The organism is Arthrobacter sp. MDB1-55 (genome assembly GCF_059092925.1).
Genome location: NZ_JBNHID010000001.1, coordinates 401,431 through 424,664, shown reverse-complemented (window position 1 = coordinate 424,664; position 23,234 = coordinate 401,431). Strand labels below are relative to the sequence as shown.

Here is a 23,234-nt window from a genome sequence, read left to right as displayed (position 1 = left end):
GGTGGTGTTAAGCGCCGTCCCGCTTCGCGCGGGTGAGTTCCGCCCGCAGAGCCAGCTCCGCGGCGTCGTCGGGGTAGCGCACTTCCTCCAGGACCAGCGGGTGCGCCGGTGCGAGGAAGGACCGTGAGTCCTTCCGCCGTGAGCGCAGGCGCTCCCCCAGCCACTGCGGCAGTTCCTCACCGCTTCCCACGCGAAGAGCCGACCCGATCAGGGCGCGCACCATATTGTGGCAGAACGCATCGGCCTGGATGGTCACCTTGAGGATGCCGTCCGGCTCGCGTTCAAACTCGAACCGCTGCAGCTGACGCACCGTCGTAGCGCCGACGCGTGGCTTGCAGAAGGCCAGGAAGTCCTGCAGGCCGAGCAGCGCACCGGCACCTTCGTTGAGGAGCCTCTCGTCCAGCTCCTCGGAGTGCCATAGCACTGTGGAGCGGTTCAGTGGATCCTGCAGCTCGGAACGGTCGGCAATGCGGTAGCTGTAGCGGCGCCACAGCGCAGAAAAGCGGGCGTCGAACCCCACCGGAGCAAGGCTGACGGCGCGCACGACGACGGGCGACGCCGGGTTCCCCGCGTATACCGTGCGCGCGGCGGCGCTCGGGGGAAGGAAGCGGTTGACGGTGGCCTGCAGACGCCGCTTCAGGGCAAGCGCGGGGTCGATGTCCTTGCCCCGGGTCAGGGCGAACCATTCCGCCGGCTCAAGATCTATGTGCGTGACCTGACCGCGGGCATGAACGCCGGCGTCGGTCCGTCCGGCAACGGTCAGCCTGACCGGGCGCCGGAACAGCAGCTCCAACCCCGACTCGACCGTGCCCTGGACTGTCGGCAGACCGGGCTGAACCGCCCACCCGGAGAAGGGGCCGCCGTCGTACGCAATATCTATACGGACACGCAAATGCCCGTCACCCACGGACGGGGTGACGGGCATTTGTTCGTTCATGTACTTCAGGAAGGGAGCAGAAGAATTACTTCTTCTCGTCTTCCTCCGGCACGGAGCCTTCTTCAACGACGACGGTCTCCTCGGCGTCGCCCTCAGAGGCGCTTACCGTGGTGTCCTCAGCAGCAACCTCGTCAGCCGAAGGAGCGGACTCTGCCGACTCAGGCGAATCTGCCGACTCAGGCGAATCTGCCGACTCAGGCGAATCTGCGGACTCAACCGGGGCAGCAGCTGCAGCATCGCGGGCAGCGGCGTTGCCGGCAGCCTTCGAAGCCTCAGCGACAACGGCCTGCTTGGGGGAAACAGCCTCAAGCACCAGCTCGATGACAGCCATGGGAGCGTTGTCGCCCTTACGGTTGCCGATCTTGGTGATGCGGGTGTAGCCACCCTCGCGGTTGGCTACAGCCGGAGCGATGTCGGTGAACAGCTCGTGGACGACGCCCTTGTTGCTGATGACAGCCAGGACACGACGACGCGAGGCCAGGTCGCCCTTCTTTGCGAAGGTGATCAGGCGCTCAGCGTAGGGGCGGAGCCGCTTTGCCTTGGTCACCGTGGTGGTGATGCGCTTGTGCTCGAACAGCGAGGCGGCCAGGTTGGCGAGCATCAGGCGCTCGTGCGCCGGACCGCCACCGAGGCGTGGGCCCTTTGTGGGTGTGGGCATGATGTGTTATCTCCTCATAAATGTGCCCGAGGCCGCATCCTTAGCGGCGCCAGGTTTCTAACGTTTCAGAGAGCGTCGTCGCCGTAGGCGTCGTCGTCCTCTTCAATCGCAGCTGCGCGGGCTGCAAGGTCGAATCCTGGAGGGGAATCCTTCAGGGACAGACCCAGCTCAACCAGCTTTGCCTTGACCTCATCGATGGACTTGGCACCGAAGTTACGGATGTCCATCAGGTCAGCCTCGGAGCGGGCAACGAGTTCACCCACGGTGTGGATGCCCTCACGCTTGAGGCAGTTGTAGGAACGAACGGTAAGTTCGAGATCCTCGATCGGGAGGGCCATGTCGGCGGCGAGGGCGGCGTCAGTTGGCGACGGGCCGATCTCGATGCCTTCAGCGGCGGTGTTCAGCTCGCGGGCAAGGCCGAACAGTTCAACCAGGGTGGTGCCGGCCGATGCAACGGCGTCGCGCGGTGCGATGGCGTCCTTGGTTTCGACGTCGACGATCAGGCGGTCGAAGTCGGTGCGCTGCTCGACACGGGTGGCTTCCACGCGGAAAGTCACCTTGAGAACCGGCGAGTAGATGGAGTCGACCGGGATGCGGCCGATCTCGGAATCGCCGGACTTGTTCTGCGAAGCGGACACGTAGCCACGGCCACGCTCGATGGTCAGTTCGAGCTCGAACTTGCCCTTCGAGTTCAGGGTAGCGATGTGCAGGTCCGGGTTGTGGAACTCCACACCTGCCGGAGGAGCAATGTCAGCCGCGGTCACGACGCCGGGTCCCTGCTTGCGCAGGTAGGCGACCACGGGCTCGTCGTGCTCGGAGGACACCGCGAGGTTCTTGATGTTCAGGATGATCTCGGTGACGTCTTCCTTCACACCGGGAACGGTCGTGAATTCGTGCAGGACGCCGTCAATCCGGATGCTGGTGACAGCCGCTCCGGGAATCGAGGACAGCAGCGTGCGACGCAGCGAGTTGCCGAGGGTGTAGCCGAAACCGGGCTCCAGCGGTTCGATGACGAACCGCGAGCGGTTGTCGGCGACTACTTCTTCAGTCAGGGTGGGGCGCTGTGCAATGAGCACTTACATTTCCTTTCAGGGAGCATCCGCTATATGACGCAACACAAATGGTGGAAAGGGAAAGCTAGAGAGCAGGACTCAGTAGCTAAACGACAGTCAGCCCCAGGTACGCCCGCACCCCGAATGGAGCACGGGCGAACCTGGAGCCAAGGAAGCTACTAGACGCGGCGGCGCTTCGGCGGGCGGCAGCCGTTGTGAGCGCTGGGGGTGACGTCCTGGATGGATCCGACCTCGAGGCCGGCAGCCTGCAGCGAACGGATCGCGGTCTCGCGTCCGGATCCCGGACCCTTCACGAAAACGTCGACCTTGCGCACGCCGTGCTCCTGGGCGCGCTTTGCAGCGGCCTCTGCAGCAGTCTGCGCAGCGTAAGGGGTGGACTTGCGTGAGCCCTTGAATCCGACCTCGCCAGCGGAAGCCCAGGAGATAACTGCTCCGCTGGGGTCCGTGATCGAGACGATGGTGTTGTTGAACGTGCTCTTGATATGCGCCTGGCCGAAGGCGATATTCTTCTTGTCCTTGCGACGCGGCTTGCGCACCGCTCCACGAGTCTTGGGGGGCATTACTTCTCCTACAAAGTTTTAGAAAAGAGGGAGTTGAGGGTGGAGCGCTGAATCAGCGTCCGGCCTTCTTCTTGCCTGCGACGGTGCGCTTCGGGCCCTTGCGGGTACGAGCGTTGGTCTTGGTGCGCTGTCCGCGCACAGGAAGGCCGCGGCGGTGCCGGAGACCCTCGTAGCTGCCGATCTCAACCTTGCGGCGGATGTCTGCAGCTACCTCACGGCGGAGGTCACCCTCGACCTTGTAGTTGCCTTCGATGTAATCGCGAAGCTGGACGAGCTCAGCGTCAGTCAGATCCTTCACGCGCGTGTTCGGGTCAATCCCGGTTTCGGCGAGCGTCTGGTCTGCACGGGTCTTGCCCACGCCGTAGATGTAGGTAAGCGCAATGACTACCCGCTTTTCGCGGGGGATGTCTACGCCAGCGAGACGTGCCATAGTGGCGGTTCTCCTTTTGATGACCGGAGGTCTGAAACAGCGCGACCCGGATTGCTCCGGTCCCCGGCCTCCGTACCGGGGGTGTGGACTCGCCTCATGCACGAACCCTGCACTGCTTTTTTATTGTGGTGTTACTACGCGTGGGTGACCCTCGAAAAGAGGATTCAGCCCTGGCGCTGCTTGTGGCGCGGGTTTTCGCAGATTACGAGTACGTTGCCCTTGCGGCGAACCACCTGGCACTTGTCGCAAATCCGCTTCACGCTCGGCTGTACCTTCATGGTTTTCCTTTGCGTTCTTGCAGTTGTTGCAGTGTTGCCTCCGCGTCCGGTGGGCCGGGAGGCTCGGAACTAAATACTCAGAACCGTCTACTTGTAGCGGTAGACAATACGACCACGTGTGAGGTCGTACGGGCTAAGCTCCACTACCACCCGGTCCTCGGGGAGGATTCGAATGTAGTGCTGACGCATCTTTCCCGAGATGTGGGCTAGAACAATGTGTCCGTTGGCCAACTCAACGCGGAACATCGCGTTGGGCAGAGCCTCGTTCACAGTGCCTTCAATCTCAATGACACCGTCTTTCTTGGCCATATCCTCCGCTAACTTCTGTGCCGCCACTTGCGGGGCGGACGGTCTTGGGGTTTTGATTGTCGGAACTGACCGCGTATCTGCGGCGCACACCGGGCGGGACAGCATTCCATATGAATTCCATACAGAATGACCGAACCGACGTTGGGCGCGAAAGGGCGCTGGAGTAGAGACAACCAGCAATCAACTTTACGCTACGGCGCCCGATAAGTTAAATCAGCCCGCCTCCTCTGCAGGAAGCGGGCTGACTTGATCATCCGATGAGCACCTGAGTGCGGCTACTTCAGTCGAGCGGAACGACGACGACGCCCAGCTCCGCGAGCTTCGCCGCACCGCCGTCGGCTGCACTGAGAACCCAGATGCCGGCGTCGTGCACTGCCACGGTGTGTTCCCACTGGCAGGCGCGCTTGCCGTCGACGGTGACTACAGTCCAGTCATCCTCCAGGACAGAAGTCTCCAGGCGGCCTTGAACCAGCATCGGTTCGATCGCCAGGCAGAGGCCCGGCTTGATCTTGGGACCGCGGTGGCTGCTGCGGTAGTTCAGCACGTCCGGGGACTGGTGCATCTGCGTACCAATGCCGTGGCCAACGTAGTCCTGCAGGATTCCAAGCTCCCGGCCCTCGACCGACGACACGTAGTCGTCGATGGCTGCCCCGATATCGCCCACGTACTTACCGTTGGCCAGAGCAGCGATCCCCCGCCACATGGCTTCCTCGGTAACCTTCGACAGACGAACGTCCTCCGGCCGGGGCGTACCCACAATGACCGTGCGCGCGGAGTCGGAGTGCCAGCCGCGAACCACAGCGCCGCCATCGATCGAGATGATGTCGCCGTCCTCCAGGACGTAGTCACCGGGGATGCCGTGGACCACCTCATGGTTCACGGAAGTGCAGATGCTGTTGGGAAAGCCGTGGTAGCCGAGGAAGTTCGACGTGGCGCCGGCCTCCTTGAGGACACCGGCGAACACAGCGTCGAGCTGGCGGGTGGTCACGCCCACGCGGGCAGCGGCTACCGTACGGTCCAGTGCCTCGGAAAGCACAAGGCCCGCTTCGCGCATGATCCGGATCTGGTCTGCCGACTTGTATTCGACCCGCTGCTGACGAAACATCACGACTACTGGCTGACCTTCAGGGCGGTCATGACGCGCTCGGTGACCTCATCGATCGCGCCGATGCCGTCTACGCGTGTGACGATGCCACGTGCCTCGTACTGGGAAACGACTGCCTCTGTCTGCTCGTGGTAGAGGTCAAGGCGGTGCCGGATGACAACTTCGTTGTCATCCGAACGGCCGTCGAGCCGTGCGCGGTTCAGGAGCCGGCGAACGAGTTCCTCGTCGTCGGCAGTGAGCTGGAGTACGACGTCGAGTGCGAGGTCGTTCGCCTGCAGGATGTCGTCAAGCTCGGTCACCTGTGCTGCCGTACGGGGATACCCGTCCAGCAGGAAACCGTCCAGGGTGTCGTCCTCATTGAGGCGCGCGCGCACCATGTTGTTGGTGACGCTGTCCGGGACGAAGTCACCGGCATCCATGTACTTCTTCGCCTCAATACCCAAAGGCGTCTCGTTCTTGACGTTCTCGCGGAAGATGTCGCCGGTGGAGATGGCCACAACGCCGAGCCGCTCGGAGATACGAGCTGCCTGGGTTCCCTTGCCTGATCCGGGGGGTCCAATGATGAGCATCCGTGTCATCGCAATAGTCCTTCGTAGTGGCGCTGCTGCAGCTGCGCGTCAATTTGCTTCACCGTCTCAAGACCCACGCCAACCATGATGAGGATGGAGGTTCCGCCGAACGGGAAGTTCTGGTTCGCGTTGATGGCTACGAGCGCGATCAACGGAATGAGCGCAACAATGCCGAGGTAGATCGCACCGGGCAAGGTGATGCGGGACAGGACGTACTGCAGGTACTCCGCCGTGGGCCGCCCAGCCCGGATCCCCGGGATGAAGCCGCCGTACTTCTTCATGTTCTCCGAGACTTCCTCCGGGTTGAAGGTGATAGCCACGTAGAAGTACGTGAAGAACACGATCATCGCGAAGTAGAGCGCCATGTAGAGGGGGTGGTCACCGGTGGTGAGGTAGGTGGTGATCCAGTTGACCCATTCCGGCGGCGGCGTCTGGCCGTCGGTGGGGGTGTTGAACTGCGCGATCAGCGACGGCAGGTACAGCATCGACGATGCGAAGATCACGGGGATAACGCCCGCCATGTTGACCTTGATCGGAATGTAGGTGCTGCTGCCGCCCAGGGTGCGCCTGCCGATCATGCGCTTTGCGTACTGCACCGGGATGCGGCGTTGGGACTGCTCGACGAAGATCACGAGCATCACCACGAACACGCCGATCACCAGGACTCCGATGAACACGTTCCAGCCCTGGGTGCGCAGGATCTCGCCCAGCGAGGTGGGGAATCCGGCCGCGATGGCGGTGAAGATGAGCAGCGACATACCGTTTCCGACGCCGCGCTCGGTGATCAGCTCGCCCAGCCACATGATCAGGCCGGTACCGGCCGTGAGGGTGATGATGAGGAGGATGATGGTGATGAGGCTGTCATCCGGGATGATCGGCACCGGACAATTGCCCAGCAAGGCACCCGACCGCGCCAGCGACACCAGCGTCGTGGCGTTGAGGAGCCCAAGGGCGATGGTCAGGTAGCGCGTGTACTGGGTCAGCTTGGCCTGGCCCTGCGCACCCTCCTGGTGAAGTTCCTGGAAGCGCGGGATAACTACTCGGAGCAGCTGGGTGATGATGCTGGCCGTGATGTAGGGCATGATTCCCAGCGCGAACACGGACACCTGTAGCAGGGCTCCGCCGCTGAAGAGGTTCACAAACTGGTAGAGGCCGCCCTCTGTGTTGCCGAGCTGCAAACACTGCTGCACGTTGCCGTAGTCAACACCGGGCGCCGGGATGAATGCACCCAAACGGAAGATGGTGATGATTCCCAGCGTGAACAACAGCTTGCGCCGCAAGTCTGGCGTCCGGAAAGCCCGGCCAATAGCGCTAAGCAAGCGTCCTCCTGATTAAGTCTTAGTGGCCCTACGCGGGCGATACACACCAACCGAGTCTAACGGCTGGAACCGGGCAGGCGAGAACCCGGGCATCAAACGAAGCCTGTTAAACGAAACAGACTCCCGGCGAGCCGGGGATCCCGGCCCACCAAGAGTCTAGTTGCTTCATGAGCTAGATCACAGTCGGCTCCCCCGCCGTCGTCGTCAGGCTGTCCAAAGGACGAACCGGCGGACGACGGCGGGAAAGCGACGCTGGGAACTAGAGGCCGGAGACCGAACCGCCTGCAGCGGTGATCTTCTCGGCAGCGCTGGCGGACACGGCGTGAACCTTGACGTCCACCTTGACCGCGATGTCGCCCGTTCCCAGCACCTTGACGAGCTGGTTCTTGCGCACTGCGCCCTTGGCGATCAGGCTGTCTACCGACACCTCGCCGCCTTCGGGGTACAGCTCGTTGAGCTTGTCCAGGTTGACTACCTGGTACTCAACGCGGAACGGGTTCTTGAAGCCGCGCAGCTTCGGCAGGCGCATGTGCAGCGGCAGCTGGCCGCCTGCGAAACCTGCCTTGACCGAGTAGCGTGCCTTGGTGCCCTTGGTACCACGGCCGGCGGTCTTACCCTTGGAACCTTCACCACGACCAACGCGGGTCTTGGCGGTCTTGGCTCCGGGGGCGGGACGAAGGTGGTGCACCTTCAGCGCGTGGACGCGAGGCGTGCTCTCAGTAGTTTCCTGAGCTGCAGCAGCCTTGGCAGCAGGCTTGCGGGCCGGCTTCGTCTCGGTGGATTCCTCCACCGTCTTCTTCTCTGCCATTACTTGGCCTCCTCAACCTTCACGAGGTGCGGAACCGTGTTGACCATGCCTACGGTCACCTCGTCAGCGTTGCGGACAACGGTGTGTCCGATCCGCTTCAGGCCGAGTGAACGAAGGGTGTCCCGCTGGTTCTGCTTACCGCCGATGGCGGACTTGATCTGTGTGATTTCCAGCTTTGCGGAGCTGGCAACCAGACGCTTCGGAGTTGCCATTACGCACCTGCCTTCTGATCCTGCATTGCGCGCAGCATCGATGTTGAGGCAACCTCGTCCAGCGGCAGGCCGCGGCGTGCAGCCACTGCCTGAGGCTCTTCGAGCCGCTTCAGCGCGTCAACGGTTGCGTGAACAATGTTGATGGCGTTGGAGGAACCCAGCGACTTGGAGAGAACGTCGTGGATACCGACGCATTCCAGTACGGCGCGCACAGGACCACCGGCGATTACACCGGTACCCGGCGATGCCGGACGCAGGAGCACGACGCCGGCCGCTGCCTCACCCTGAACCAGGTGGGGAACGGTGCCGCCGATGCGGGGAACCTTGAAGAAGGACTTCTTGGCTTCCTCGACTGCCTTGGAGATAGCCGAGGGAACTTCCTTGGCCTTGCCGTAACCCACGCCGACCATGCCGTTGCCGTCGCCGACAACAACGAGTGCGGTGAAGCTGAAGCGACGGCCGCCCTTGACGACCTTCGCGACGCGGTTGATCGACACGACGCGCTCTACGAACTTGTCCTTGTCGTCGCCGCGGCCGCCGTCACGTCCGCCACGGCCGCCATCGCGACCGCCACGGCCGCCATCGCGTCCGCCGCGCTCTCCACGACGTCCGCCGCGGCCGTCGGTTGCCGACGCCGTCTCGGTGGACTCAGCCGCGGGAGCGTCAGTTGCAGGCTGCTCAGCCTTTGCGGTGTTCAATGAGGCTTCCTTTGCGTTGTTCTGCTCGGTCACAGTGCCAGCCCACCTTCACGTGCGCCGTCTGCGATTGCGGCAACCCGGCCGTGGTACTTGTTACCACCACGGTCGAAGACGACTGCCTCAATGCCTGCAGCCTTTGCCCGCTCAGCGACGAGCTCGCCAACGCGCTTGGCCTTGGCAGTCTTGTCACCGTCGAACGAACGCAGGTCGGCCTCGAGGGTCGACGCCGATGCAACGGTGATGCCCTTGGTGTCGTCGACAACCTGCACGAATACGTGACGGGCTGAACGATTGACCACCAGGCGGGGGCGAACAGCGGTACCGGTGATGCGCTTGCGGACGCGAAGGTGACGGCGTCCGCGCTGGGCGGACTTGCTCTTCGACGTGCGCTTCTTGTTGATGCTCAGTGTCATGATTACTTACCAGCCTTTCCGACCTTGCGGCGAATAACTTCGCCCGCATAGCGGATGCCCTTGCCCTTATAGGGATCCGGACGGCGCAGCTTGCGGATGTTCGCAGCAACTTCGCCGACCTGCTGCTTGTTGATGCCGGAGACAGAAACCTTGGTGGGGCTGTCTACGGTCAGCGTGATGCCTTCCGGTGCCTTGACGGGTACAGGGTGGCTGTAGCCCAGCGCGAACTCCAGGTCGGAACCCTTGGCCTGCACACGGTAACCGGTGCCGACGATCTCGAGGTTCTTCTTGTAGCCCTCGGTGACTCCAACGATCATGTTGGAGATCAGGGTGCGGGTCAGGCCGTGCAGCGAACGCGCTTCGCGCTCGTCATTCGGGCGGGAGACGGTGATGGTGCTTTCCTCAAGCGAAACCTGGATCGGGCTGGCTACAGTGTGGCTCAGCTCGCCCTTGGAACCCTTGACGGATACAACATTGCCGTCGACCTTGACCTCTACGCCTGCAGGCACGGTGATGGGGAGACGTCCAATACGTGACATGTTTCTCTTTCCCTTTCCCGCTACCAGACGTAGGCGAGGACTTCCCCACCTACACCCTTCTTGGCTGCCTGGCGGTCTGTGAGCAGACCGGAGGACGTGGACAGGATGGCGATGCCCAGCCCACCCAGAACGTGCGGCAGGTTGGTGGACTTTGCGTACACGCGCAGACCGGGCTTGGAGATGCGCCGGATGCCCGCGATGGAGCGCTGACGGTCGGGACCGAACTTGAGGTCGATGGTGAGCTTCTTGCCTACCTCAGCCTCTTCTTCTTTCCAGCCGGCGATGTAGCCTTCGGCCTTCAGGATGTCGGCAACGCGTGCCTTCAGCTTGCTGTATGGCATGGACACGGTGTCGTGATATGCCGAGTTGGCGTTGCGGAGACGCGTAAGCATGTCTGCAACTGGATCTGTCATTGTCATTGGGCTCTAGCCCTTCCTCGTAACGGTTTCCGGTCTCCGGCGAAGTCCAGCATCAGCTGGCCGTCGCGGAACGGACCTGCAACGTAGTTGATTAGTCTTCGGATTTGAACGGGAAGCCGAGCGCCTTGAGCAGTGCGCGGCCTTCGTCATCGGTCTTGGCGGTGGTCACAACGGTGATGTCCATGCCGCGGACACGGTCAATCTTGTCCTGGTCGATCTCGTGGAACATGGACTGCTCCGTGAGGCCGAAGGTGTAGTTGCCGTTGCCGTCGAACTGGCGCCCGTTGAGGCCGCGGAAATCGCGGATACGGGGCAGTGCCAGCGTGACCAGGCGATCAACGAATTCCCACATGCGGTCTCCGCGCAGCGTGGCGTGCGCACCGATCGGCATGCCTTCGCGGAGCTTGAACTGCGCGATGGACTTGCGTGCCTTGGTGACCTGCGGCTTCTGGCCGGTGATCTGGGTGAGGTCACGGACCGCACCGTCGATGAGCTTGGAGTCCTTGGCGGCATCTCCGACACCCATGTTCACAACGACCTTGACGAGCCGGGGAACCTGGTTGACGTTGCTGTAGTTGAATTCCTCCAGCAGCGCCGACTTGATCTCGGATGCGTAGCGGGTCTTCAGGCGGGGGGTGATCTTTGTTTCTACGGCTTCAGCAGTCATTACAGATCCTTCCCTGATGCCTTGGCGACGCGGATGCGGACCGTGCGCTCACGGCCGTCCCGCTCCACGGTTTCGGTGCGGTAGCCGACACGGGTGGGCTTCTTGGTCTCCGGGTCTACCACTGCGACGTTACTGATGTGGATTGAGGCCTCAACGGTCTCGATGCCACCGGTCTTGGTGCCGCGCTGCGACTGTCCGACCTTGGTGTGCTTCGTGATGCGGTTGATGCCCTCGACCAGTACACGGTTGCTCTCAGGGAATACCTTGAGGACCTTGCCCTGCTTGCCGCGGTCTCCGCCGCGATCCTGCTTGGCGCCGGTGATGACCTGAACGAGGTCACCCTTCTTGATCTTCAGCTTCGAACGGGTCTGAGCCATGACTACAGCACCTCCGGAGCCAGTGAAATGATCTTCATGAAGCGCTTGTCGCGGAGTTCGCGACCGACCGGGCCGAAGATGCGGGTACCACGAGGATCGCCGTCGCCCTTGAGGATGACAGCTGCGTTCTCGTCGAACTTGATGTAGGAACCATCCGCACGGCGGCGTTCCTTCTTGGTGCGGACGATGACGGCCTTGACCACATCGCCCTTCTTGACGTTTCCACCTGGGATAGCGTCTTTGACGGTGGCGACAATGACGTCACCAATTCCTGCGTAACGACGTCCGGAACCGCCGAGAACACGAATGGTAAGGATTTCCTTAGCACCAGTGTTGTCGGCGACCTTGAGTCGTGACTCCTGCTGAATCACTATTTACTCCTTGCGTCGCGCTGGTTCTCAGACCGAAATACTGCATACGGAATGAGCCTTGCGGAACGGTTGATCGGGGTGTCTCTGGACCCACCTGGATTTTGCCAGTGGAGGGCCTAAACGCCCGTGCCCGAGGCATTTGCCTCCCAAGCGCGGGGCGCAGGGAAGTACTATGCCGGAGCACGATTGTTTACGAGGTTTCAGAATGGCGCACGGAAGGCACCACACAAACTCAATATCTTAGCACGGATTTAAAAGCAAGCAGTCCCCCGCTCCTGTCGGAACGAGGGACTGCTCGGTGTGAAACGACTCGTGTGAACGAGGGTTTACTTGGCCTTCTCGATGACCTCGACCAGACGCCACCGCTTGGTAGCGGACAGCGGGCGGGTCTCGCTGATCAGGACCATGTCGCCGACACCAGCGGTGTTCTGCTCGTCATGGGCCTTGACCTTCGAGGTGCGGCGGATGACCTTGCCGTAGAGGCCGTGCTTTACGCGGTCCTCAACCTCGACGACGATGGTCTTCTCCATTTTGTCGGAGACGACGTAGCCGCGGCGGGTCTTGCGGTAACCGCGCTTTGAGGACTCCAGTACTGCAGCCTCATTCTTCTCTTCACTCATTTGGCATCCTCCTCAGAAGCCTGTGTTTCCACGGACTTTTCGTCCTTCGTGGAGGCAGCCTTGGAACCCTTCGATTTCTTGCCGGCCTTTTCAGTCTTTGCTTCTTCTACCGGGGCAACGACGTCGGGCCGAATTCCCAGCTCGCGCTCACGCAGCACGGTGTAGATGCGGGCGATATCCCGCTTCACAGCGCGCAGGCGACCGTGGTTTTCAAGCTGACCGGTGGCTGACTGGAAGCGCAGGTTGAACAGCTCTTCCTTAGCCTTGGCGAGTTCCTCCACCAGACGGTCCTTATCGAACCCATCCAGCTGGTCGGTTGCCAGTTCCTTTGAACCGAGTGCCATGACTATTCACCACCCTCACGACGCACGATACGTGCCTTCAACGGCAGCTTGTGGATCGCCAGGCGCAGGGCCTCGCGAGCTACCTCTTCATTGACACCGGAGAGTTCAAAAAGAACACGGCCCGGCTTGACGTTGGCTACCCACCACTCAGGGGAACCCTTACCGGAACCCATACGGGTTTCAGCAGGCTTCTTGGTCAGCGGACGGTCCGGGTAGATGTTGATCCACACCTTTCCGCCACGCTTGATGTGACGGGTCATTGCAATACGCGCAGATTCGATCTGGCGGTTGGTGACGTATGCCGGGCTCAGAGCCTGGATACCCCACTCACCGAAGCTGACCTGCGTGCCGCCGGTAGCAGCGCCCGAACGACCGGGGTGGTGCTGCTTGCGGAACTTTACTCGACGTGGGATAAGCATTTAAGCCTGTCCTCCTTCCGCTGCAGCAGCGGACTCAGCCGGTGCGGACTCGGCGGGAGCGGCGGTAGCCTCACCCTGGCCGGGAGCGCGGTCGGCATTACGACGACGGCGGTCACCACGGTCGGCGCCGGCAGGGCCGCGACCGGGGCGATCCCCGCCACGTCCGCGCGACGGCGCAGCAGCTGCCTGGGCAGCCAGTTCCTTGGCGGTGACGTCGCCCTTGTAGATCCATACCTTCACGCCGATGCGGCCGAAGGTGGTCTTGGCCTCGAAGAAGCCGTAGTCGATGTTCGCACGGAGGGTGTGCAGGGGCACGCGGCCTTCGCGATAGAACTCCGAACGGCTCATCTCAGCGCCGCCGAGGCGGCCGGAGCACTGTACGCGGATACCCTTGGCACCGGCACGCTGTGCCGACTGCATGGCCTTCTTCATGGCGCGGCGGAAAGCCACACGCGAAGAGAGCTGCTCAGCGATGCCCTGGGCAACAAGCTGTGCTTCGATCTCGGGGTTCTTGACCTCGAGGATGTTCAGCTGAACCTGCTTGCCGGTGAGCTTCTCGAGCTCCCCGCGGATGCGGTCTGCCTCGGCGCCGCGGCGACCGATGACGATGCCCGGACGTGCCGTGTGGATGTCCACGCGGACACGGTCGCGGGTGCGCTCGATCTCTACCTTGGCGATGCCGGCGCGGTCCATGCCCGTGGACATGAGCTGGCGGATCTTGACGTCCTCGCGGACGAAGTCCTTGTAGCGCTGGCCGGGCTTGTTGCTGTCAGCAAACCAGTGTGACCTGTGGTCAGTGGTGATGCCGAGTCGGAACCCGTGCGGGTTTACTTTCTGTCCCACTTAGCGGTCCTCCACTTTCTCAGGGGTAGCGACAACAACAGTGACGTGGCTGGTCCGCTTGTTGATGCGGTAGGCGCGGCCCTGGGCACGCGGCTGGAACCGCTTCATCGTGGGACCTTCATCGACGTATGCTTCGCTGATGATGAGGTCGCCTTCGTCGAATGCAACGCCGTCGCGGTCCGCGAGGACACGGGCGTTTGCAACTGCCGACTGAACTACCTTGAATACCGGCTCCGAAGCTGCCTGGGGGGCAAACTTCAGGATTGCCAGAGCCTCATTCGCTTGCTTACCACGAACAAGGTTGACGACGCGCCGGGCCTTCATAGGCGTTACGCGCAGATGACGCGCAATAGCCTTGGCTTCCATTGCTTTCCTTCTCTCGTCTTAGCCGTAGAAACAGGCGCCTTAGCGGCGCTTGCCCTTGCGGTCGTCCTTAACATGGCCGCGGAATGTCCGCGTGGGAGCGAATTCGCCGAGCTTGTGCCCGACCATCGACTCGGTGACAAACACCGGAATGTGCTTGCGCCCATCGTGCACGGCAATCGTGTGGCCGAGCATGTCCGGGATGATCATGGAACGGCGGGACCACGTCTTGATGACGTTCTTGGTGCCCTTCTCGTTCTCGCGGTCCACCTTGACGAACAGGTGCTGATCGACGAAGGGGCCTTTCTTCAGGCTGCGTGGCATGTTTCCAGGCTCCTATCGCTTGTTCTTGCCGGAACGACGGCGACGCACAATGAGCGAGTCGCTTTCCTTGTTGGGACGGCGGGTACGGCCTTCGGCCTTACCGTTCGGGTTGACGGGGTGACGTCCACCGGAAGTCTTGCCTTCACCACCACCGTGCGGGTGGTCAACCGGGTTCATGGCGACACCGCGGACGGTCGGGCGAACGCCCTTCCAGCGCATGCGGCCTGCCTTGCCCCAGTTGATGTTCGACTGCTCGGCGTTGCCGACCTCGCCGATGGTTGCGCGGCAGCGCACGTCAACGTTGCGGATTTCACCGGACGGCAGGCGAAGCTGCGCGAAACGGCCTTCCTTGGCGACGAGCTGTACCGAAGCACCAGCGGAGCGGGCCATCTTGGCACCGCCACCGGGACGCAGCTCCACCGCGTGGATAACGGTACCCACGGGGATGTTGCGCATCGGCAGGTTGTTGCCGGGCTTGATGTCGGCACCGGGGCCGGCCTCAACGAAGTCGCCCTGCTTGAGCTTGTTCGGCGCGATGATGTAGCGCTTGGTTCCATCAACGTAGTGCAGGAGCGCGATGCGCGCGGTGCGGTTGGGATCGTATTCGATCTCAGCAACGCGGGCATTTACGCCGTCCTTGTCGTGGCGACGGAAGTCGATGAGACGGTACTGACGCTTGTGTCCACCACCCTTGTGTCGGGTGGTGATCTTACCGGTGTTGTTACGGCCGCCCTTTTTGGGGAGCGGACGCACCAGGGATTTCTCCGGCGTCGACCGTGTGATTTCTGCGAAGTCGGCAACGCTCGAGCCACGACGGCCCGGTGTTGTCGGCTTGTACTTAAGGATTGCCATTTTTCAGTTCCTCGTTAAAGTGGTCTCCGCTCTAGCTGAGCGGACCGCCGAAGATGTCGATCGTGCCTTCTTTGAGGGTGACGATTGCGCGCTTGGTGTCCTTGCGCTGTCCCCATCCGAATTTGGTGCGCTTGCGCTTACCGGCACGGTTGATGGTGTTGATCGAGTCGACCTTGACGGAGAAGATTTTCTCCACGGCGAGCTTGATCTCGGTCTTGTTGGAGCGCGGGTCGACCAGGAAGGTGTACTTGCCTTCGTCGATCAGGCCGTAGCTCTTCTCCGACACGACGGGCGCAATGACGACGTCGCGGGGATCCTTTGCGATGGAGCCACTCACTTGGCGTCCTCCTCAGTTGTAGTCGCGACGGAGTCAGCGGCAACATCCTCGCTCACAGCCGAACCGACGAATGCGTCGTAAGCGGCCTTCGTGAAGATCACGTCGTCGGATACGAGCACGTCGTAGGTGTTCAACTGGTCCACGTAGATCGTGTGGACCTCGACGAGGTTGCGCACGGAGAGTGCGGCCATGTCGTTTGAACGCTCGATGACGACGAGCAGGTTGGGACGCTCGGAGACGGAGCGCAGGGTAGCCATTGCAGCCTTGGTCGAAGGCTTCTCGCCACCAACCAGGGACTCGATGACATGGATGCGTCCGTTGCGTGCCCGGTCGGAGAGGGCACCGCGCAGGGCGGCTGCCTTCATCTTCTTGGGGGTGCGCTGGCTGTAGTCACGGGGGGTGGGTCCGTGAACGATGCCGCCACCGGTCATGTGAGGAGCGCGGATCGAGCCCTGACGAGCGCGGCCGGTGCCCTTCTGCTTGAACGGCTTGCGACCGGCTCCGCTGACCTCAGCGCGTGTCTTGGTCTTGTGCGTACCCTGGCGGGCAGCAGCAAGCTGAGCCACGACGACCTGGTGCAGCAGCGGAACGTTGGTCTGTACGTCGAAGATCTCGGCGGGGAGATCAACGCTCACAGTGTTGGCTTCAGTGTTCGTAGCCATGACTATGCTCCCTTCACGGCGGTGCGTACGAGTACGACCTGTCCGCGGGCACCGGGGACGGCACCCTTGATCAGCAGCAGCGACTTCTCGACGTCCACAGCGTGAACGGTGAGGTTCAGTGTGGTCTGGCGAACGGCGCCCATACGGCCTGCCATACGCATGCCCTTGAAGACGCGGCTGGGGGTGGATGCTCCACCGATCGAGCCGGGCTTGCGGTGGTTCTTGTGCGCACCGTGGGAAGCACCGACGCCGGAGAAGCCGTGACGCTTCATGACGCCTGCAAAGCCCTTACCCTTGGTCTTGCCGATGACGTCGACCTGCTGGCCGGCTTCGAACAGCTCAACGGAGAGTTCCTGGCCGAGCGAGTAGGAGTCGACGTCAGACGTGCGCAGCTCAACCACGTGGCGGCGCGGCGTGACGCCGGCCTTCTCGAAGTGACCGGCGAGCGGTTTGGTGACCTTGCGCGGATCGATCTGGCCGAAGCCGATCTGCACAGCGCTGTAGCCATCGGCATCAGCGGTGCGCAGCTGCGTGATGACGTTGGAGTCAGCCTGCAGGACGGTTACCGGAACCAGACGGTTGTTTTCATCCCAGACCTGGGTCATGCCGAGCTTGGTAGCAAGCAGTCCCTTGACCTGGCGCGTAAGCGAAGTAGACATAGTTATCTTCTCTCCCTTACAGCTTGATCTCGATGTTCACGTCCGCGGGAAGGTCGAGGCGCATGAGCGAGTCGACGGCCTTGGGCGTGGGGTCAATGATGTCGATCAGACGCTTGTGCGTGCGCATTTCGAAGTGCTCGCGGCTGTCCTTGTACTTGTGCGGCGACCGGATAACGCAGTAAACGTTCTTTTCCGTCGGCAGCGGCACAGGGCCAACTACCGTCGCGCCTGCGCGCGTCACCGTCTCAACGATCTTCCGAGCTGAAACGTCAATGACCTCGTGGTCATACGACTTCAGCCGGATGCGGATCTTTTGTCCCGCCATGGCGTCTCGACTCTCTCTCTGTCATGAAGAACGACACCGTGCGGTGACGCTCCTGGCTACTTGCATGCGCCCGTTGCTGTGGCGCTCCTCCAACAGACTGAATCCGGATAGTTCCGGGTTCCTCACCCTGCTGAGGCTCCGACCCCCGCGCTCGGGCGTGTCGCGTATCTTTCACATAAGAGTGCGAAGAATTCCGCAGTAATCCGAGCTATTGGATTGGGGTGGGTTATATTTGGGCCAGATTCCGCGGTGGATGCGACCCTGCGTCAGGCATTATCCTGACCGGGACTACAGCTCAAACCGCGCGCAAAGGCGCTTGAACAACTCAACTAGTCTGCCAGATTATGAAGCACAATGCGAATCCGGCCTCGTGTTAGCTTGCCGACACGCCGCGTTGATGCTATCTGGCCCGTACACCTTCGCGTCGCAGAGCAAGCTGCGCCAGACCGTCCAGGGCTGCCGGATCACCTTCGCGCCAGGCACGTACCGGGTCTTCGGAGACCTTCCGCAACTGGGCGGGTTTCGCCAGCACCAGCGCCCGCAACGCCAGGAGCTCCCTGCCGCCGTCTTCACCATGCAGCCGCCGCGCCCGAGTAGACCGGACAACGAACTGCACGCGGGGAACCAGCCACATCGGGATAAGAATGAGAACCGGAAGAAGGAAGATGGCCCATCCCACCACCGTTGCTGCCTGAGCCACCGAATTCTGCTGGTCCTGGCCGGCATCGATGAGGAACCCTCCGGCTTCCGCAGCATTCAGGAAGGGGGCACTTGCCTCGTCGCCGATCACGGGTACTCCCCCGATGCTTTCAGCAGCATCACTCATGGTGCTCCGGAATCCGCTGCCGGCATCCTCCATGCCCCGACCGAACACCGCGAGTCCGGTAATAGCTTCAAAGGTCGCACGCGAGAAAAGCCAGGCAACGACGACGGCGGCGACCGCAAGAAGGTCGGTCAGGATCTGCCAGCCGCGCTGGAGTGGAATGCTCGAGTAAATTTGCACCGCCTCACTCTACGTTAAAAGGCGAAAGCCCCGCTGCGCTGACGCAGCGGGGCTTTGCGAAGTAGTCAGGAACTACTTGATGATCTTGGTAACGCGACCTGATCCAACGGTGCGGCCGCCTTCGCGGATAGCGAAGCCGAGGCCCTCTTCCATAGCGATCGGCTGGATGAGCTCAACGGTCATCTCAGTGTTGTCGCCGGGCATGACCATTTCGGTGCCCTCGGGGAGGGTGATGACACCGGTCACGTCCGTGGTACGGAAGTAGAACTGCGGACGGTAGTTGGAGTAGAACGGGTTGTGACGACCGCCCTCGTCCTTGGCCAGGATGTAGACGTTGGCCTCGAAGTCGGTGTGCGGGGTGATCGAACCCGGCTTGACGATAACCTGGCCACGCTCTACGTCTTCGCGCTTGATACCGCGGAGCAGCAGACCACAGTTCTCGCCGGCCCAAGCCTCGTCGAGCTGCTTGTGGAACATCTCGATACCGGTAACCGTGGTCTTCTGGACCGGGCGGATGCCGACGATCTCGACCTCAGAGTTGATGGCGAGGGTTCCACGCTCGGCGCGGCCCGTAACAACGGTTCCACGGCCGGTGATGGTGAAGACGTCCTCAACAGGCATGAGGAACGGCTTGTCCTTGTCGCGAACCGGGTCAGGAACGTTGTTGTCAACGGCTTCCATCAGGTCCTCAACGGACTTGACCCACTCGGGGTCACCCTCGAGGGCCTTCAGGCCGGAGACGCGAACCACGGGAGCGTCGTCACCATCGAAGCCCTGCGAGCTCAGGAGCTCACGAACTTCCATTTCAACGAGGTCAAGCAGTTCCTCGTCGTCGACCATGTCGGACTTGTTCAGCGCGACCAGCAGGTAGGGAACACCAACCTGGCGGGCGAGCAGAACGTGCTCGCGGGTCTGGGCCATCGGACCATCGGTAGCGGCAACAACGAGGATGGCGCCATCCATCTGAGCCGCACCGGTGATCATGTTCTTGATGTAGTCAGCGTGACCGGGAGCGTCGACGTGTGCGTAGTGACGCTTCTCGGTCTGGTACTCAACGTGCGAGATGTTGATGGTGATGCCGCGCTGCTTCTCCTCGGGGGCCGAGTCGATCGACGCGAAGTCACGCTGCTCGTTGAGGGTGGGGTACTTGTCGTACAGCACCTTGGAAATGGCAGCCGTCAACGTGGTCTTTCCATGGTCAACGTGACCAATGGTGCCGATGTTAACGTGCGGCTTAGTCCGCTCGAACTTTGCCTTCGCCACGGGTTCCTCCTAGAACGTTTTTAGAAGACTTACTCCCCAGCCACGCTTTTCGCGGCTGAAACTCATGCAAGTCTACTGGGGGCTTTTATTTTGGTGAAATTACGGTCCGGACGAGCCGGGGTTACTCTCCGCGGGTCTTCTGGATGATCTCGTCGGCTACTGCCTTCGGGACCTCAGAGTAGCTGTCGAACTGCATTGAGTAGACGGCGCGGCCCTGAGTCTTCGAGCGAAGGTCACCGATGTATCCGAACATGCCGGACAGCGGCACGTGCGCACGGATAACCTTGACACCGCTCGCGTCCTCCATGGACTGCATCTGGCCGCGGCGGGAGTTGAGGTCGCCGATCACATCACCCATGTACTCCTCGGGCGTGCGGACTTCCACCTCCATCAGCGGTTCGAGCAGCACGGGCTTTGCCATGCGGGCCGCCTCCTTGAACGCCATGCGACCGGCGATCTTGAAGGCCATTTCGGAGGAGTCAACATCGTGGTAAGCGCCGTCGAGCAGCGTTGCCTTGATGCCGACCACCGGGTACCCAGCCAGAATGCCGTCGTTGAGGGCATCCTGGATGCCGGCGTCGACACTGGGGATGTACTCACGCGGAACACGGCCACCGGTGACCTTGTTCTCGAAGGCGTACAGCTCGCCTTCGGACGTGTCCATGGGCTCGATCATGATCTGGATCTTCGCGAACTGTCCGGATCCACCCGTCTGCTTCTTGTGGGTGTAATCGTGCTTCTGGACCGTACCGCGGATGGTCTCGCGGTAGGCAACCTGAGGCTTGCCGACGTTTGCCTCAACCTTGAACTCGCGGCGCATGCGGTCCACCAGGATGTCCAGGTGGAGCTCACCCATGCCGGCGATGATGGTCTGGCCGGTGTCCTCGTTGAGGGAAACCTGGAAGGTGGGATCCTCAGCCGAGAGCTTCTGGATAGCCGTGGACAGCTTCTCCTGGTCACCCTTGGTCTTGGGCTCGATCGCAACAGAGATGACGGGCTCCGGGAAGCTCATCGACTCGAGGACGATCTGGTCCGAAGCGTCGGACAGGGTGTCACCGGTGGTGGTGTCCTTCAGGCCGATCGCAGCGTAGATGTGTCCGGCGAAGGCTTCCTCAACAGGGATTTCCTTGTTGGCGTGCATCTGGAAGAGCTTTCCGATGCGCTCCTTCTTGCCCTTGGTGGAGTTCACAACCTGCGTGCCGGCAGTGACATGTCCGGAGTAGACCCGGATGAAGGTCAGCTGACCGAAGAACGGGTGGGTTGCGACCTTGAACGCCAGGGCCGAGAAAGGCTCCTCCGTGCTGGGCTTGCGGGTCAGCTCGGTTTCCTCGTTGCGGGGATCGTGACCAACCATGGCCGGAACGTCCAGCGGGGAGGGCAGGTAGTCGATGACAGCATCGAGCATCGGCTGCACGCCGCGGTTCTTGAACGCGGAACCACAGAGAACAGGGTAGATCTCCGAGTTGATCGTCATCTTGCGGATGCCGGCCTTGAGTTCCTCGATGGTGGGCTCTTCGCCCTCGAGGTACTTGTTCATCAGCTCGTCAGAGGACTCAGCAACCGCCTCAACCAGGGCTGCACGGTATTCCTCAGCCTTGGCCTGGAGGTCAGCGGGGATCTCCTGGACCTCGTACTTGGCGCCCATGGTCACGTCACCCTTGGAGTCACCGGGCCACACAAGTGCGCGCATGTAGAGCAGGTCGACGACGCCGACGAAGTCGTTCTCGGCACCGATCGGCAGCTGCATGACCAGCGGCTTTGCACCGAGGCGGCTGATGATCGTGTCTACGGTGAAGTAAAAGTCAGCGCCCAGCTTGTCCATCTTGTTGACGAAGCAGATGCGGGGAACTTCGTACTTGTCGGCCTGGCGCCAGACGGTCTCGGACTGGGGCTCAACGCCCTCCTTGCCGTCGAACACGGCAACTGCGCCGTCGAGGACGCGCAGTGAGCGCTCTACCTCAACGGTGAAGTCAACGTGACCGGGGGTGTCAATGATGTTGATCTGGTTCTGCTCCCAGAAGCAGGTCACCGCGGCGCTGGTGATGGTGATGCCGCGTTCCTTTTCCTGTTCCATCCAGTCAGTCGTCGAGGCGCCGTCGTGGGTCTCGCCGATCTTGTGGTTTACACCCGTGTAGAACAGGATGCGCTCGGTAGTAGTGGTCTTGCCGGCATCAATGTGGGCCATGATGCCGATATTGCGGACCTTGTTGAGGTCGGTAAGCACGTCCTGTGCCACGGTGTCTCCCTTTTCTAAGATGGAGTTCTACTGGACCGCCGGCCCCTCGCCCCGCATTACGGAGATCAGGACCGGCAGCGCGATTACCAGCGGTAGTGAGCGAAGGCCTTGTTGGACTCGGCCATCTTGTGCGTGTCTTCGCGACGCTTCACAGCGGCACCGAGACCGTTCGAAGCATCGAGGATCTCGTTCTGGAGGCGCTCGGTCATGGTCTTCTCGCGGCGAGCCTTCGAGTAACCGACCAGCCAGCGGAGGGCGAGGGCCGTGGAACGGCCCGGCTTGACCTCGACGGGCACCTGGTAGGTGGCGCCACCAACACGGCGGGAGCGAACCTCGAGGGTCGGCTTGACGTTGTCCATAGCCTTCTTGAGCGCTGCAACCGGATCTCCCCCGGTCTTGGCGCGGGCACCTTCGAGTGCACCATAGACGATGCGCTCAGCGGTGGACTTCTTGCCGTCGACGAGCACCTTGTTGATCAGCTGCGTGACCAGAGGGGAACCGTAAACGGGATCTACAACGAGCGGCCGCTTCGGGGCCGGGCCCTTACGAGGCATATTACTTCTTCTCCATCTTTGCGCCGTAGCGGCTGCGAGCCTGCTTGCGGTTCTTCACGCCCTGGGTATCCAGTGCGCCACGGACGATCTTGTAACGCACACCGGGGAGGTCCTTCACACGACCGCCGCGCACGAGCACGATGGAGTGCTCCTGGAGGTTGTGGCCGACGCCCGGGATGTAGGCAGTTACTTCGATGCCGCCGTTGAGGCGAACACGGGCAACCTTCCGCAGAGCCGAGTTCGGCTTCTTCGGGGTGGTGGTGTAAACACGGGTGCAGACACCGCGCTTCATGGGGCTGCCCTTCAGTGCGGGCGCCTTGGTCTTGGAGACCTTAGGTGACCGGCCCTTGCGGACCAGCTGGTTAATGGTAGGCACTTCTCAGTTCTCCGTATGTTGTCTTGAGATCAGATCTCTGCTGACTCCGCGCCGCACTCCCGGCACATGGCCGTGAACAACGGATCAGAGCTTGTCAGTCGCTTGGCGTGCCTACTGAGGACGTAAGCAAAACGACCGTAGGCGTGCAAAAATGTGGCATTCGTTGTACAAGTTCCCTACAACACGGAGATACGTCCGAAGAGACGCCAATCCACTGCCACACAAACAATTCCAGACAAGTCTACCAGATTGCGGCCTTCGGCTTTGCCGGCATGGTAGAGGGACGCCGGAGGGGCCCGGACTGCAGTTCGC

At 61.8% G+C, this 23,234-nt stretch carries 35 protein-coding genes; all 35 read right to left on the bottom strand.

Annotated features, from left to right (window positions below):
• Window positions 1–7: 7 nt before the first annotated feature.
• The 35 genes from AC5RU3_RS02120 to rpsL all read right to left on the bottom strand — a co-directional run bounded on the left by AC5RU3_RS02120 (window position 8) and on the right by rpsL (window position 22,922).
• Window positions 8–937: a tRNA pseudouridine synthase A gene (locus AC5RU3_RS02120; protein WP_493964744.1), complete on the bottom strand. Its 930-nt coding sequence runs from the start codon at window positions 935–937 to the stop codon at window positions 8–10.
• Window positions 938–962: 25 nt separating this feature from the next.
• A complete protein-coding gene (gene rplQ, locus AC5RU3_RS02115; protein ID WP_458115449.1) occupies window positions 963–1,595 on the bottom strand; it encodes a 50S ribosomal protein L17 in 633 nt (210 codons plus the stop codon).
• A 65-nt stretch (window positions 1,596–1,660) separates the two neighbouring features.
• On the bottom strand, window positions 1,661–2,671 hold the full coding sequence (locus AC5RU3_RS02110; RefSeq protein WP_309071315.1) for a DNA-directed RNA polymerase subunit alpha: 1,011 nt from the start codon (window positions 2,669–2,671) through the stop codon (window positions 1,661–1,663).
• Window positions 2,672–2,826: 155 nt separating this feature from the next.
• Window positions 2,827–3,228: a 30S ribosomal protein S11 gene (gene rpsK / locus AC5RU3_RS02105; protein ID WP_026545640.1), complete on the bottom strand. Its 402-nt coding sequence runs from the start codon at window positions 3,226–3,228 to the stop codon at window positions 2,827–2,829.
• Window positions 3,229–3,280: 52 nt separating this feature from the next.
• Window positions 3,281–3,658 (bottom strand): 30S ribosomal protein S13, encoded by a 378-nt coding sequence (gene rpsM / locus AC5RU3_RS02100; RefSeq protein WP_309071314.1) that lies wholly within the window; start codon window positions 3,656–3,658, stop codon window positions 3,281–3,283.
• Between the two features lie 164 nt (window positions 3,659–3,822).
• Window positions 3,823–3,936, bottom strand: a complete 114-nt coding sequence (gene rpmJ / locus AC5RU3_RS02095; RefSeq protein ID WP_024475611.1) for a 50S ribosomal protein L36 — start codon at window positions 3,934–3,936, stop codon at window positions 3,823–3,825.
• 87 nt (window positions 3,937–4,023) lie between these two features.
• Window positions 4,024–4,245: a translation initiation factor IF-1 gene (infA, locus tag AC5RU3_RS02090; RefSeq protein WP_019481515.1), complete on the bottom strand. Its 222-nt coding sequence runs from the start codon at window positions 4,243–4,245 to the stop codon at window positions 4,024–4,026.
• 280 nt (window positions 4,246–4,525) lie between these two features.
• Window positions 4,526–5,353, bottom strand: a complete 828-nt coding sequence (gene map / locus AC5RU3_RS02085) for a type I methionyl aminopeptidase (RefSeq protein ID WP_493964743.1) — start codon at window positions 5,351–5,353, stop codon at window positions 4,526–4,528.
• A 2-nt stretch (window positions 5,354–5,355) separates the two neighbouring features.
• Entirely contained in the window at window positions 5,356–5,928 is a 573-nt protein-coding gene (locus AC5RU3_RS02080) for an adenylate kinase (RefSeq protein ID WP_309071312.1), read from the bottom strand.
• Window positions 5,925–7,238 carry a preprotein translocase subunit SecY gene (gene secY / locus AC5RU3_RS02075; RefSeq protein ID WP_309071311.1) on the bottom strand — a complete coding sequence of 438 codons (1,314 nt, stop codon included), beginning with the start codon at window positions 7,236–7,238 and terminating at the stop codon, window positions 5,925–5,927. Before secY ends, AC5RU3_RS02080 begins: the two co-directional genes overlap by 4 nt.
• 259 nt (window positions 7,239–7,497) lie before the next feature.
• Window positions 7,498–8,046, bottom strand: a complete 549-nt coding sequence (gene rplO / locus AC5RU3_RS02070) for a 50S ribosomal protein L15 (protein ID WP_309071310.1) — start codon at window positions 8,044–8,046, stop codon at window positions 7,498–7,500.
• Complete coding sequence (rpmD, locus tag AC5RU3_RS02065) at window positions 8,046–8,258, bottom strand: 50S ribosomal protein L30 (RefSeq protein ID WP_458115451.1); 213 nt, start codon at window positions 8,256–8,258, stop codon at window positions 8,046–8,048. Before rpmD ends, rplO begins: the two co-directional genes overlap by 1 nt.
• Window positions 8,258–8,956 (bottom strand): 30S ribosomal protein S5, encoded by a 699-nt coding sequence (rpsE, locus tag AC5RU3_RS02060; protein ID WP_309071318.1) that lies wholly within the window; start codon window positions 8,954–8,956, stop codon window positions 8,258–8,260. Before rpsE ends, rpmD begins: the two co-directional genes overlap by 1 nt.
• A gap of 29 nt (window positions 8,957–8,985) precedes the next feature.
• Window positions 8,986–9,369 carry a 50S ribosomal protein L18 gene (gene rplR, locus AC5RU3_RS02055; RefSeq protein ID WP_309071308.1) on the bottom strand — a complete coding sequence of 128 codons (384 nt, stop codon included), beginning with the start codon at window positions 9,367–9,369 and terminating at the stop codon, window positions 8,986–8,988.
• 2 nt (window positions 9,370–9,371) lie between these two features.
• Entirely contained in the window at window positions 9,372–9,908 is a 537-nt protein-coding gene (rplF, locus tag AC5RU3_RS02050; protein WP_309071307.1) for a 50S ribosomal protein L6, read from the bottom strand.
• A 20-nt stretch (window positions 9,909–9,928) separates the two neighbouring features.
• Complete coding sequence (rpsH, locus tag AC5RU3_RS02045) at window positions 9,929–10,327, bottom strand: 30S ribosomal protein S8 (RefSeq protein WP_167994165.1); 399 nt, start codon at window positions 10,325–10,327, stop codon at window positions 9,929–9,931.
• A 91-nt stretch (window positions 10,328–10,418) separates the two neighbouring features.
• Window positions 10,419–10,994: a 50S ribosomal protein L5 gene (gene rplE, locus AC5RU3_RS02040; RefSeq protein WP_309071306.1), complete on the bottom strand. Its 576-nt coding sequence runs from the start codon at window positions 10,992–10,994 to the stop codon at window positions 10,419–10,421.
• The gene (gene rplX, locus AC5RU3_RS02035) at window positions 10,994–11,371 is read right to left on the bottom strand and encodes a 50S ribosomal protein L24 (protein ID WP_309071305.1); all 378 of its coding nucleotides are present in this window, start codon (window positions 11,369–11,371) and stop codon (window positions 10,994–10,996) included. Before rplX ends, rplE begins: the two co-directional genes overlap by 1 nt.
• Window positions 11,372–11,373: 2 nt before the next feature.
• Window positions 11,374–11,742: a 50S ribosomal protein L14 gene (rplN, locus tag AC5RU3_RS02030; protein WP_026545654.1), complete on the bottom strand. Its 369-nt coding sequence runs from the start codon at window positions 11,740–11,742 to the stop codon at window positions 11,374–11,376.
• Window positions 11,743–12,068: 326 nt separating this feature from the next.
• On the bottom strand, window positions 12,069–12,362 hold the full coding sequence (gene rpsQ / locus AC5RU3_RS02025; protein WP_309071304.1) for a 30S ribosomal protein S17: 294 nt from the start codon (window positions 12,360–12,362) through the stop codon (window positions 12,069–12,071).
• Window positions 12,359–12,706 (bottom strand): 50S ribosomal protein L29, encoded by a 348-nt coding sequence (gene rpmC / locus AC5RU3_RS02020; RefSeq protein WP_309071303.1) that lies wholly within the window; start codon window positions 12,704–12,706, stop codon window positions 12,359–12,361. The genes rpsQ and rpmC overlap by 4 nt, the downstream gene beginning before the upstream one ends.
• 2 nt (window positions 12,707–12,708) lie before the next feature.
• Complete coding sequence (gene rplP, locus AC5RU3_RS02015; RefSeq protein ID WP_026545657.1) at window positions 12,709–13,125, bottom strand: 50S ribosomal protein L16; 417 nt, start codon at window positions 13,123–13,125, stop codon at window positions 12,709–12,711.
• Window positions 13,126–13,968, bottom strand: a complete 843-nt coding sequence (rpsC, locus tag AC5RU3_RS02010; protein ID WP_309071302.1) for a 30S ribosomal protein S3 — start codon at window positions 13,966–13,968, stop codon at window positions 13,126–13,128.
• Window positions 13,969–14,334 (bottom strand): 50S ribosomal protein L22, encoded by a 366-nt coding sequence (gene rplV / locus AC5RU3_RS02005; RefSeq protein WP_026545659.1) that lies wholly within the window; start codon window positions 14,332–14,334, stop codon window positions 13,969–13,971. It lies immediately after the preceding gene.
• 39 nt (window positions 14,335–14,373) lie between these two features.
• Entirely contained in the window at window positions 14,374–14,655 is a 282-nt protein-coding gene (rpsS, locus tag AC5RU3_RS02000; RefSeq protein ID WP_011692805.1) for a 30S ribosomal protein S19, read from the bottom strand.
• A 12-nt stretch (window positions 14,656–14,667) separates the two neighbouring features.
• Window positions 14,668–15,507: a 50S ribosomal protein L2 gene (rplB, locus tag AC5RU3_RS01995; protein WP_309071301.1), complete on the bottom strand. Its 840-nt coding sequence runs from the start codon at window positions 15,505–15,507 to the stop codon at window positions 14,668–14,670.
• Between the two features lie 31 nt (window positions 15,508–15,538).
• Entirely contained in the window at window positions 15,539–15,844 is a 306-nt protein-coding gene (gene rplW / locus AC5RU3_RS01990; RefSeq protein ID WP_309071300.1) for a 50S ribosomal protein L23, read from the bottom strand.
• Window positions 15,841–16,506: a 50S ribosomal protein L4 gene (rplD, locus tag AC5RU3_RS01985; RefSeq protein ID WP_493964742.1), complete on the bottom strand. Its 666-nt coding sequence runs from the start codon at window positions 16,504–16,506 to the stop codon at window positions 15,841–15,843. The genes rplW and rplD overlap by 4 nt, the downstream gene beginning before the upstream one ends.
• Before the next feature lie 2 nt (window positions 16,507–16,508).
• On the bottom strand, window positions 16,509–17,165 hold the full coding sequence (rplC, locus tag AC5RU3_RS01980; protein WP_309071298.1) for a 50S ribosomal protein L3: 657 nt from the start codon (window positions 17,163–17,165) through the stop codon (window positions 16,509–16,511).
• Between the two features lie 16 nt (window positions 17,166–17,181).
• Window positions 17,182–17,490, bottom strand: a complete 309-nt coding sequence (gene rpsJ / locus AC5RU3_RS01975) for a 30S ribosomal protein S10 (RefSeq protein WP_003803825.1) — start codon at window positions 17,488–17,490, stop codon at window positions 17,182–17,184.
• Window positions 17,491–17,890: 400 nt separating this feature from the next.
• Window positions 17,891–18,493: a hypothetical protein gene (locus AC5RU3_RS01970; protein WP_309071297.1), complete on the bottom strand. Its 603-nt coding sequence runs from the start codon at window positions 18,491–18,493 to the stop codon at window positions 17,891–17,893.
• 72 nt (window positions 18,494–18,565) lie between these two features.
• Window positions 18,566–19,756: an elongation factor Tu gene (gene tuf / locus AC5RU3_RS01965; RefSeq protein WP_309071296.1), complete on the bottom strand. Its 1,191-nt coding sequence runs from the start codon at window positions 19,754–19,756 to the stop codon at window positions 18,566–18,568.
• A gap of 121 nt (window positions 19,757–19,877) precedes the next feature.
• Window positions 19,878–21,992: an elongation factor G gene (fusA, locus tag AC5RU3_RS01960; RefSeq protein WP_309071295.1), complete on the bottom strand. Its 2,115-nt coding sequence runs from the start codon at window positions 21,990–21,992 to the stop codon at window positions 19,878–19,880.
• Between the two features lie 83 nt (window positions 21,993–22,075).
• Window positions 22,076–22,546, bottom strand: a complete 471-nt coding sequence (gene rpsG / locus AC5RU3_RS01955) for a 30S ribosomal protein S7 (RefSeq protein WP_026545667.1) — start codon at window positions 22,544–22,546, stop codon at window positions 22,076–22,078.
• Window position 22,547: 1 nt separating this feature from the next.
• Entirely contained in the window at window positions 22,548–22,922 is a 375-nt protein-coding gene (gene rpsL / locus AC5RU3_RS01950; RefSeq protein WP_026545668.1) for a 30S ribosomal protein S12, read from the bottom strand.
• Window positions 22,923–23,234: the final 312 nt, after the last annotated feature.

What these genes read in the sequence shown, in the direction of transcription:
- AC5RU3_RS02120 (WP_493964744.1), bottom strand. Translation starts at nt 937, where the DNA reads ATGAACGAACAAATGCCCGTCACCCCGTCCGTGGGTGACGGGCATTTG.
- rplQ (WP_458115449.1), bottom strand. Translation starts at nt 1,595, where the DNA reads ATGCCCACACCCACAAAGGGCCCACGCCTCGGTGGCGGTCCGGCGCAC.
- rpsK (WP_026545640.1), bottom strand. Translation starts at nt 3,228, where the DNA reads ATGCCCCCCAAGACTCGTGGAGCGGTGCGCAAGCCGCGTCGCAAGGAC.
- rpsM (WP_309071314.1), bottom strand. Translation starts at nt 3,658, where the DNA reads ATGGCACGTCTCGCTGGCGTAGACATCCCCCGCGAAAAGCGGGTAGTC.
- rpmJ (WP_024475611.1), bottom strand. Translation starts at nt 3,936, where the DNA reads ATGAAGGTACAGCCGAGCGTGAAGCGGATTTGCGACAAGTGCCAGGTG.
- infA (WP_019481515.1), bottom strand. Translation starts at nt 4,245, where the DNA reads ATGGCCAAGAAAGACGGTGTCATTGAGATTGAAGGCACTGTGAACGAG.
- AC5RU3_RS02080 (WP_309071312.1), bottom strand. Translation starts at nt 5,928, where the DNA reads ATGACACGGATGCTCATCATTGGACCCCCCGGATCAGGCAAGGGAACC.
- rplO (WP_309071310.1), bottom strand. Translation starts at nt 8,046, where the DNA reads ATGGCAGAGAAGAAGACGGTGGAGGAATCCACCGAGACGAAGCCGGCC.
- rpmD (WP_458115451.1), bottom strand. Translation starts at nt 8,258, where the DNA reads ATGGCAACTCCGAAGCGTCTGGTTGCCAGCTCCGCAAAGCTGGAAATC.
- rplR (WP_309071308.1), bottom strand. Translation starts at nt 9,369, where the DNA reads ATGACACTGAGCATCAACAAGAAGCGCACGTCGAAGAGCAAGTCCGCC.
- rplF (WP_309071307.1), bottom strand. Translation starts at nt 9,908, where the DNA reads ATGTCACGTATTGGACGTCTCCCCATCACCGTGCCTGCAGGCGTAGAG.
- rpsH (WP_167994165.1), bottom strand. Translation starts at nt 10,327, where the DNA reads ATGACAATGACAGATCCAGTTGCAGACATGCTTACGCGTCTCCGCAAC.
- rplE (WP_309071306.1), bottom strand. Translation starts at nt 10,994, where the DNA reads ATGACTGCTGAAGCCGTAGAAACAAAGATCACCCCCCGCCTGAAGACC.
- rplX (WP_309071305.1), bottom strand. Translation starts at nt 11,371, where the DNA reads ATGGCTCAGACCCGTTCGAAGCTGAAGATCAAGAAGGGTGACCTCGTT.
- rpsQ (WP_309071304.1), bottom strand. Translation starts at nt 12,362, where the DNA reads ATGAGTGAAGAGAAGAATGAGGCTGCAGTACTGGAGTCCTCAAAGCGC.
- rpmC (WP_309071303.1), bottom strand. Translation starts at nt 12,706, where the DNA reads ATGGCACTCGGTTCAAAGGAACTGGCAACCGACCAGCTGGATGGGTTC.
- rplP (WP_026545657.1), bottom strand. Translation starts at nt 13,125, where the DNA reads ATGCTTATCCCACGTCGAGTAAAGTTCCGCAAGCAGCACCACCCCGGT.
- rplV (WP_026545659.1), bottom strand. Translation starts at nt 14,334, where the DNA reads ATGGAAGCCAAGGCTATTGCGCGTCATCTGCGCGTAACGCCTATGAAG.
- rpsS (WP_011692805.1), bottom strand. Translation starts at nt 14,655, where the DNA reads ATGCCACGCAGCCTGAAGAAAGGCCCCTTCGTCGATCAGCACCTGTTC.
- rplB (WP_309071301.1), bottom strand. Translation starts at nt 15,507, where the DNA reads ATGGCAATCCTTAAGTACAAGCCGACAACACCGGGCCGTCGTGGCTCG.
- rplD (WP_493964742.1), bottom strand. Translation starts at nt 16,506, where the DNA reads ATGGCTACGAACACTGAAGCCAACACTGTGAGCGTTGATCTCCCCGCC.
- rplC (WP_309071298.1), bottom strand. Translation starts at nt 17,165, where the DNA reads ATGTCTACTTCGCTTACGCGCCAGGTCAAGGGACTGCTTGCTACCAAG.
- rpsJ (WP_003803825.1), bottom strand. Translation starts at nt 17,490, where the DNA reads ATGGCGGGACAAAAGATCCGCATCCGGCTGAAGTCGTATGACCACGAG.
- rpsG (WP_026545667.1), bottom strand. Translation starts at nt 22,546, where the DNA reads ATGCCTCGTAAGGGCCCGGCCCCGAAGCGGCCGCTCGTTGTAGATCCC.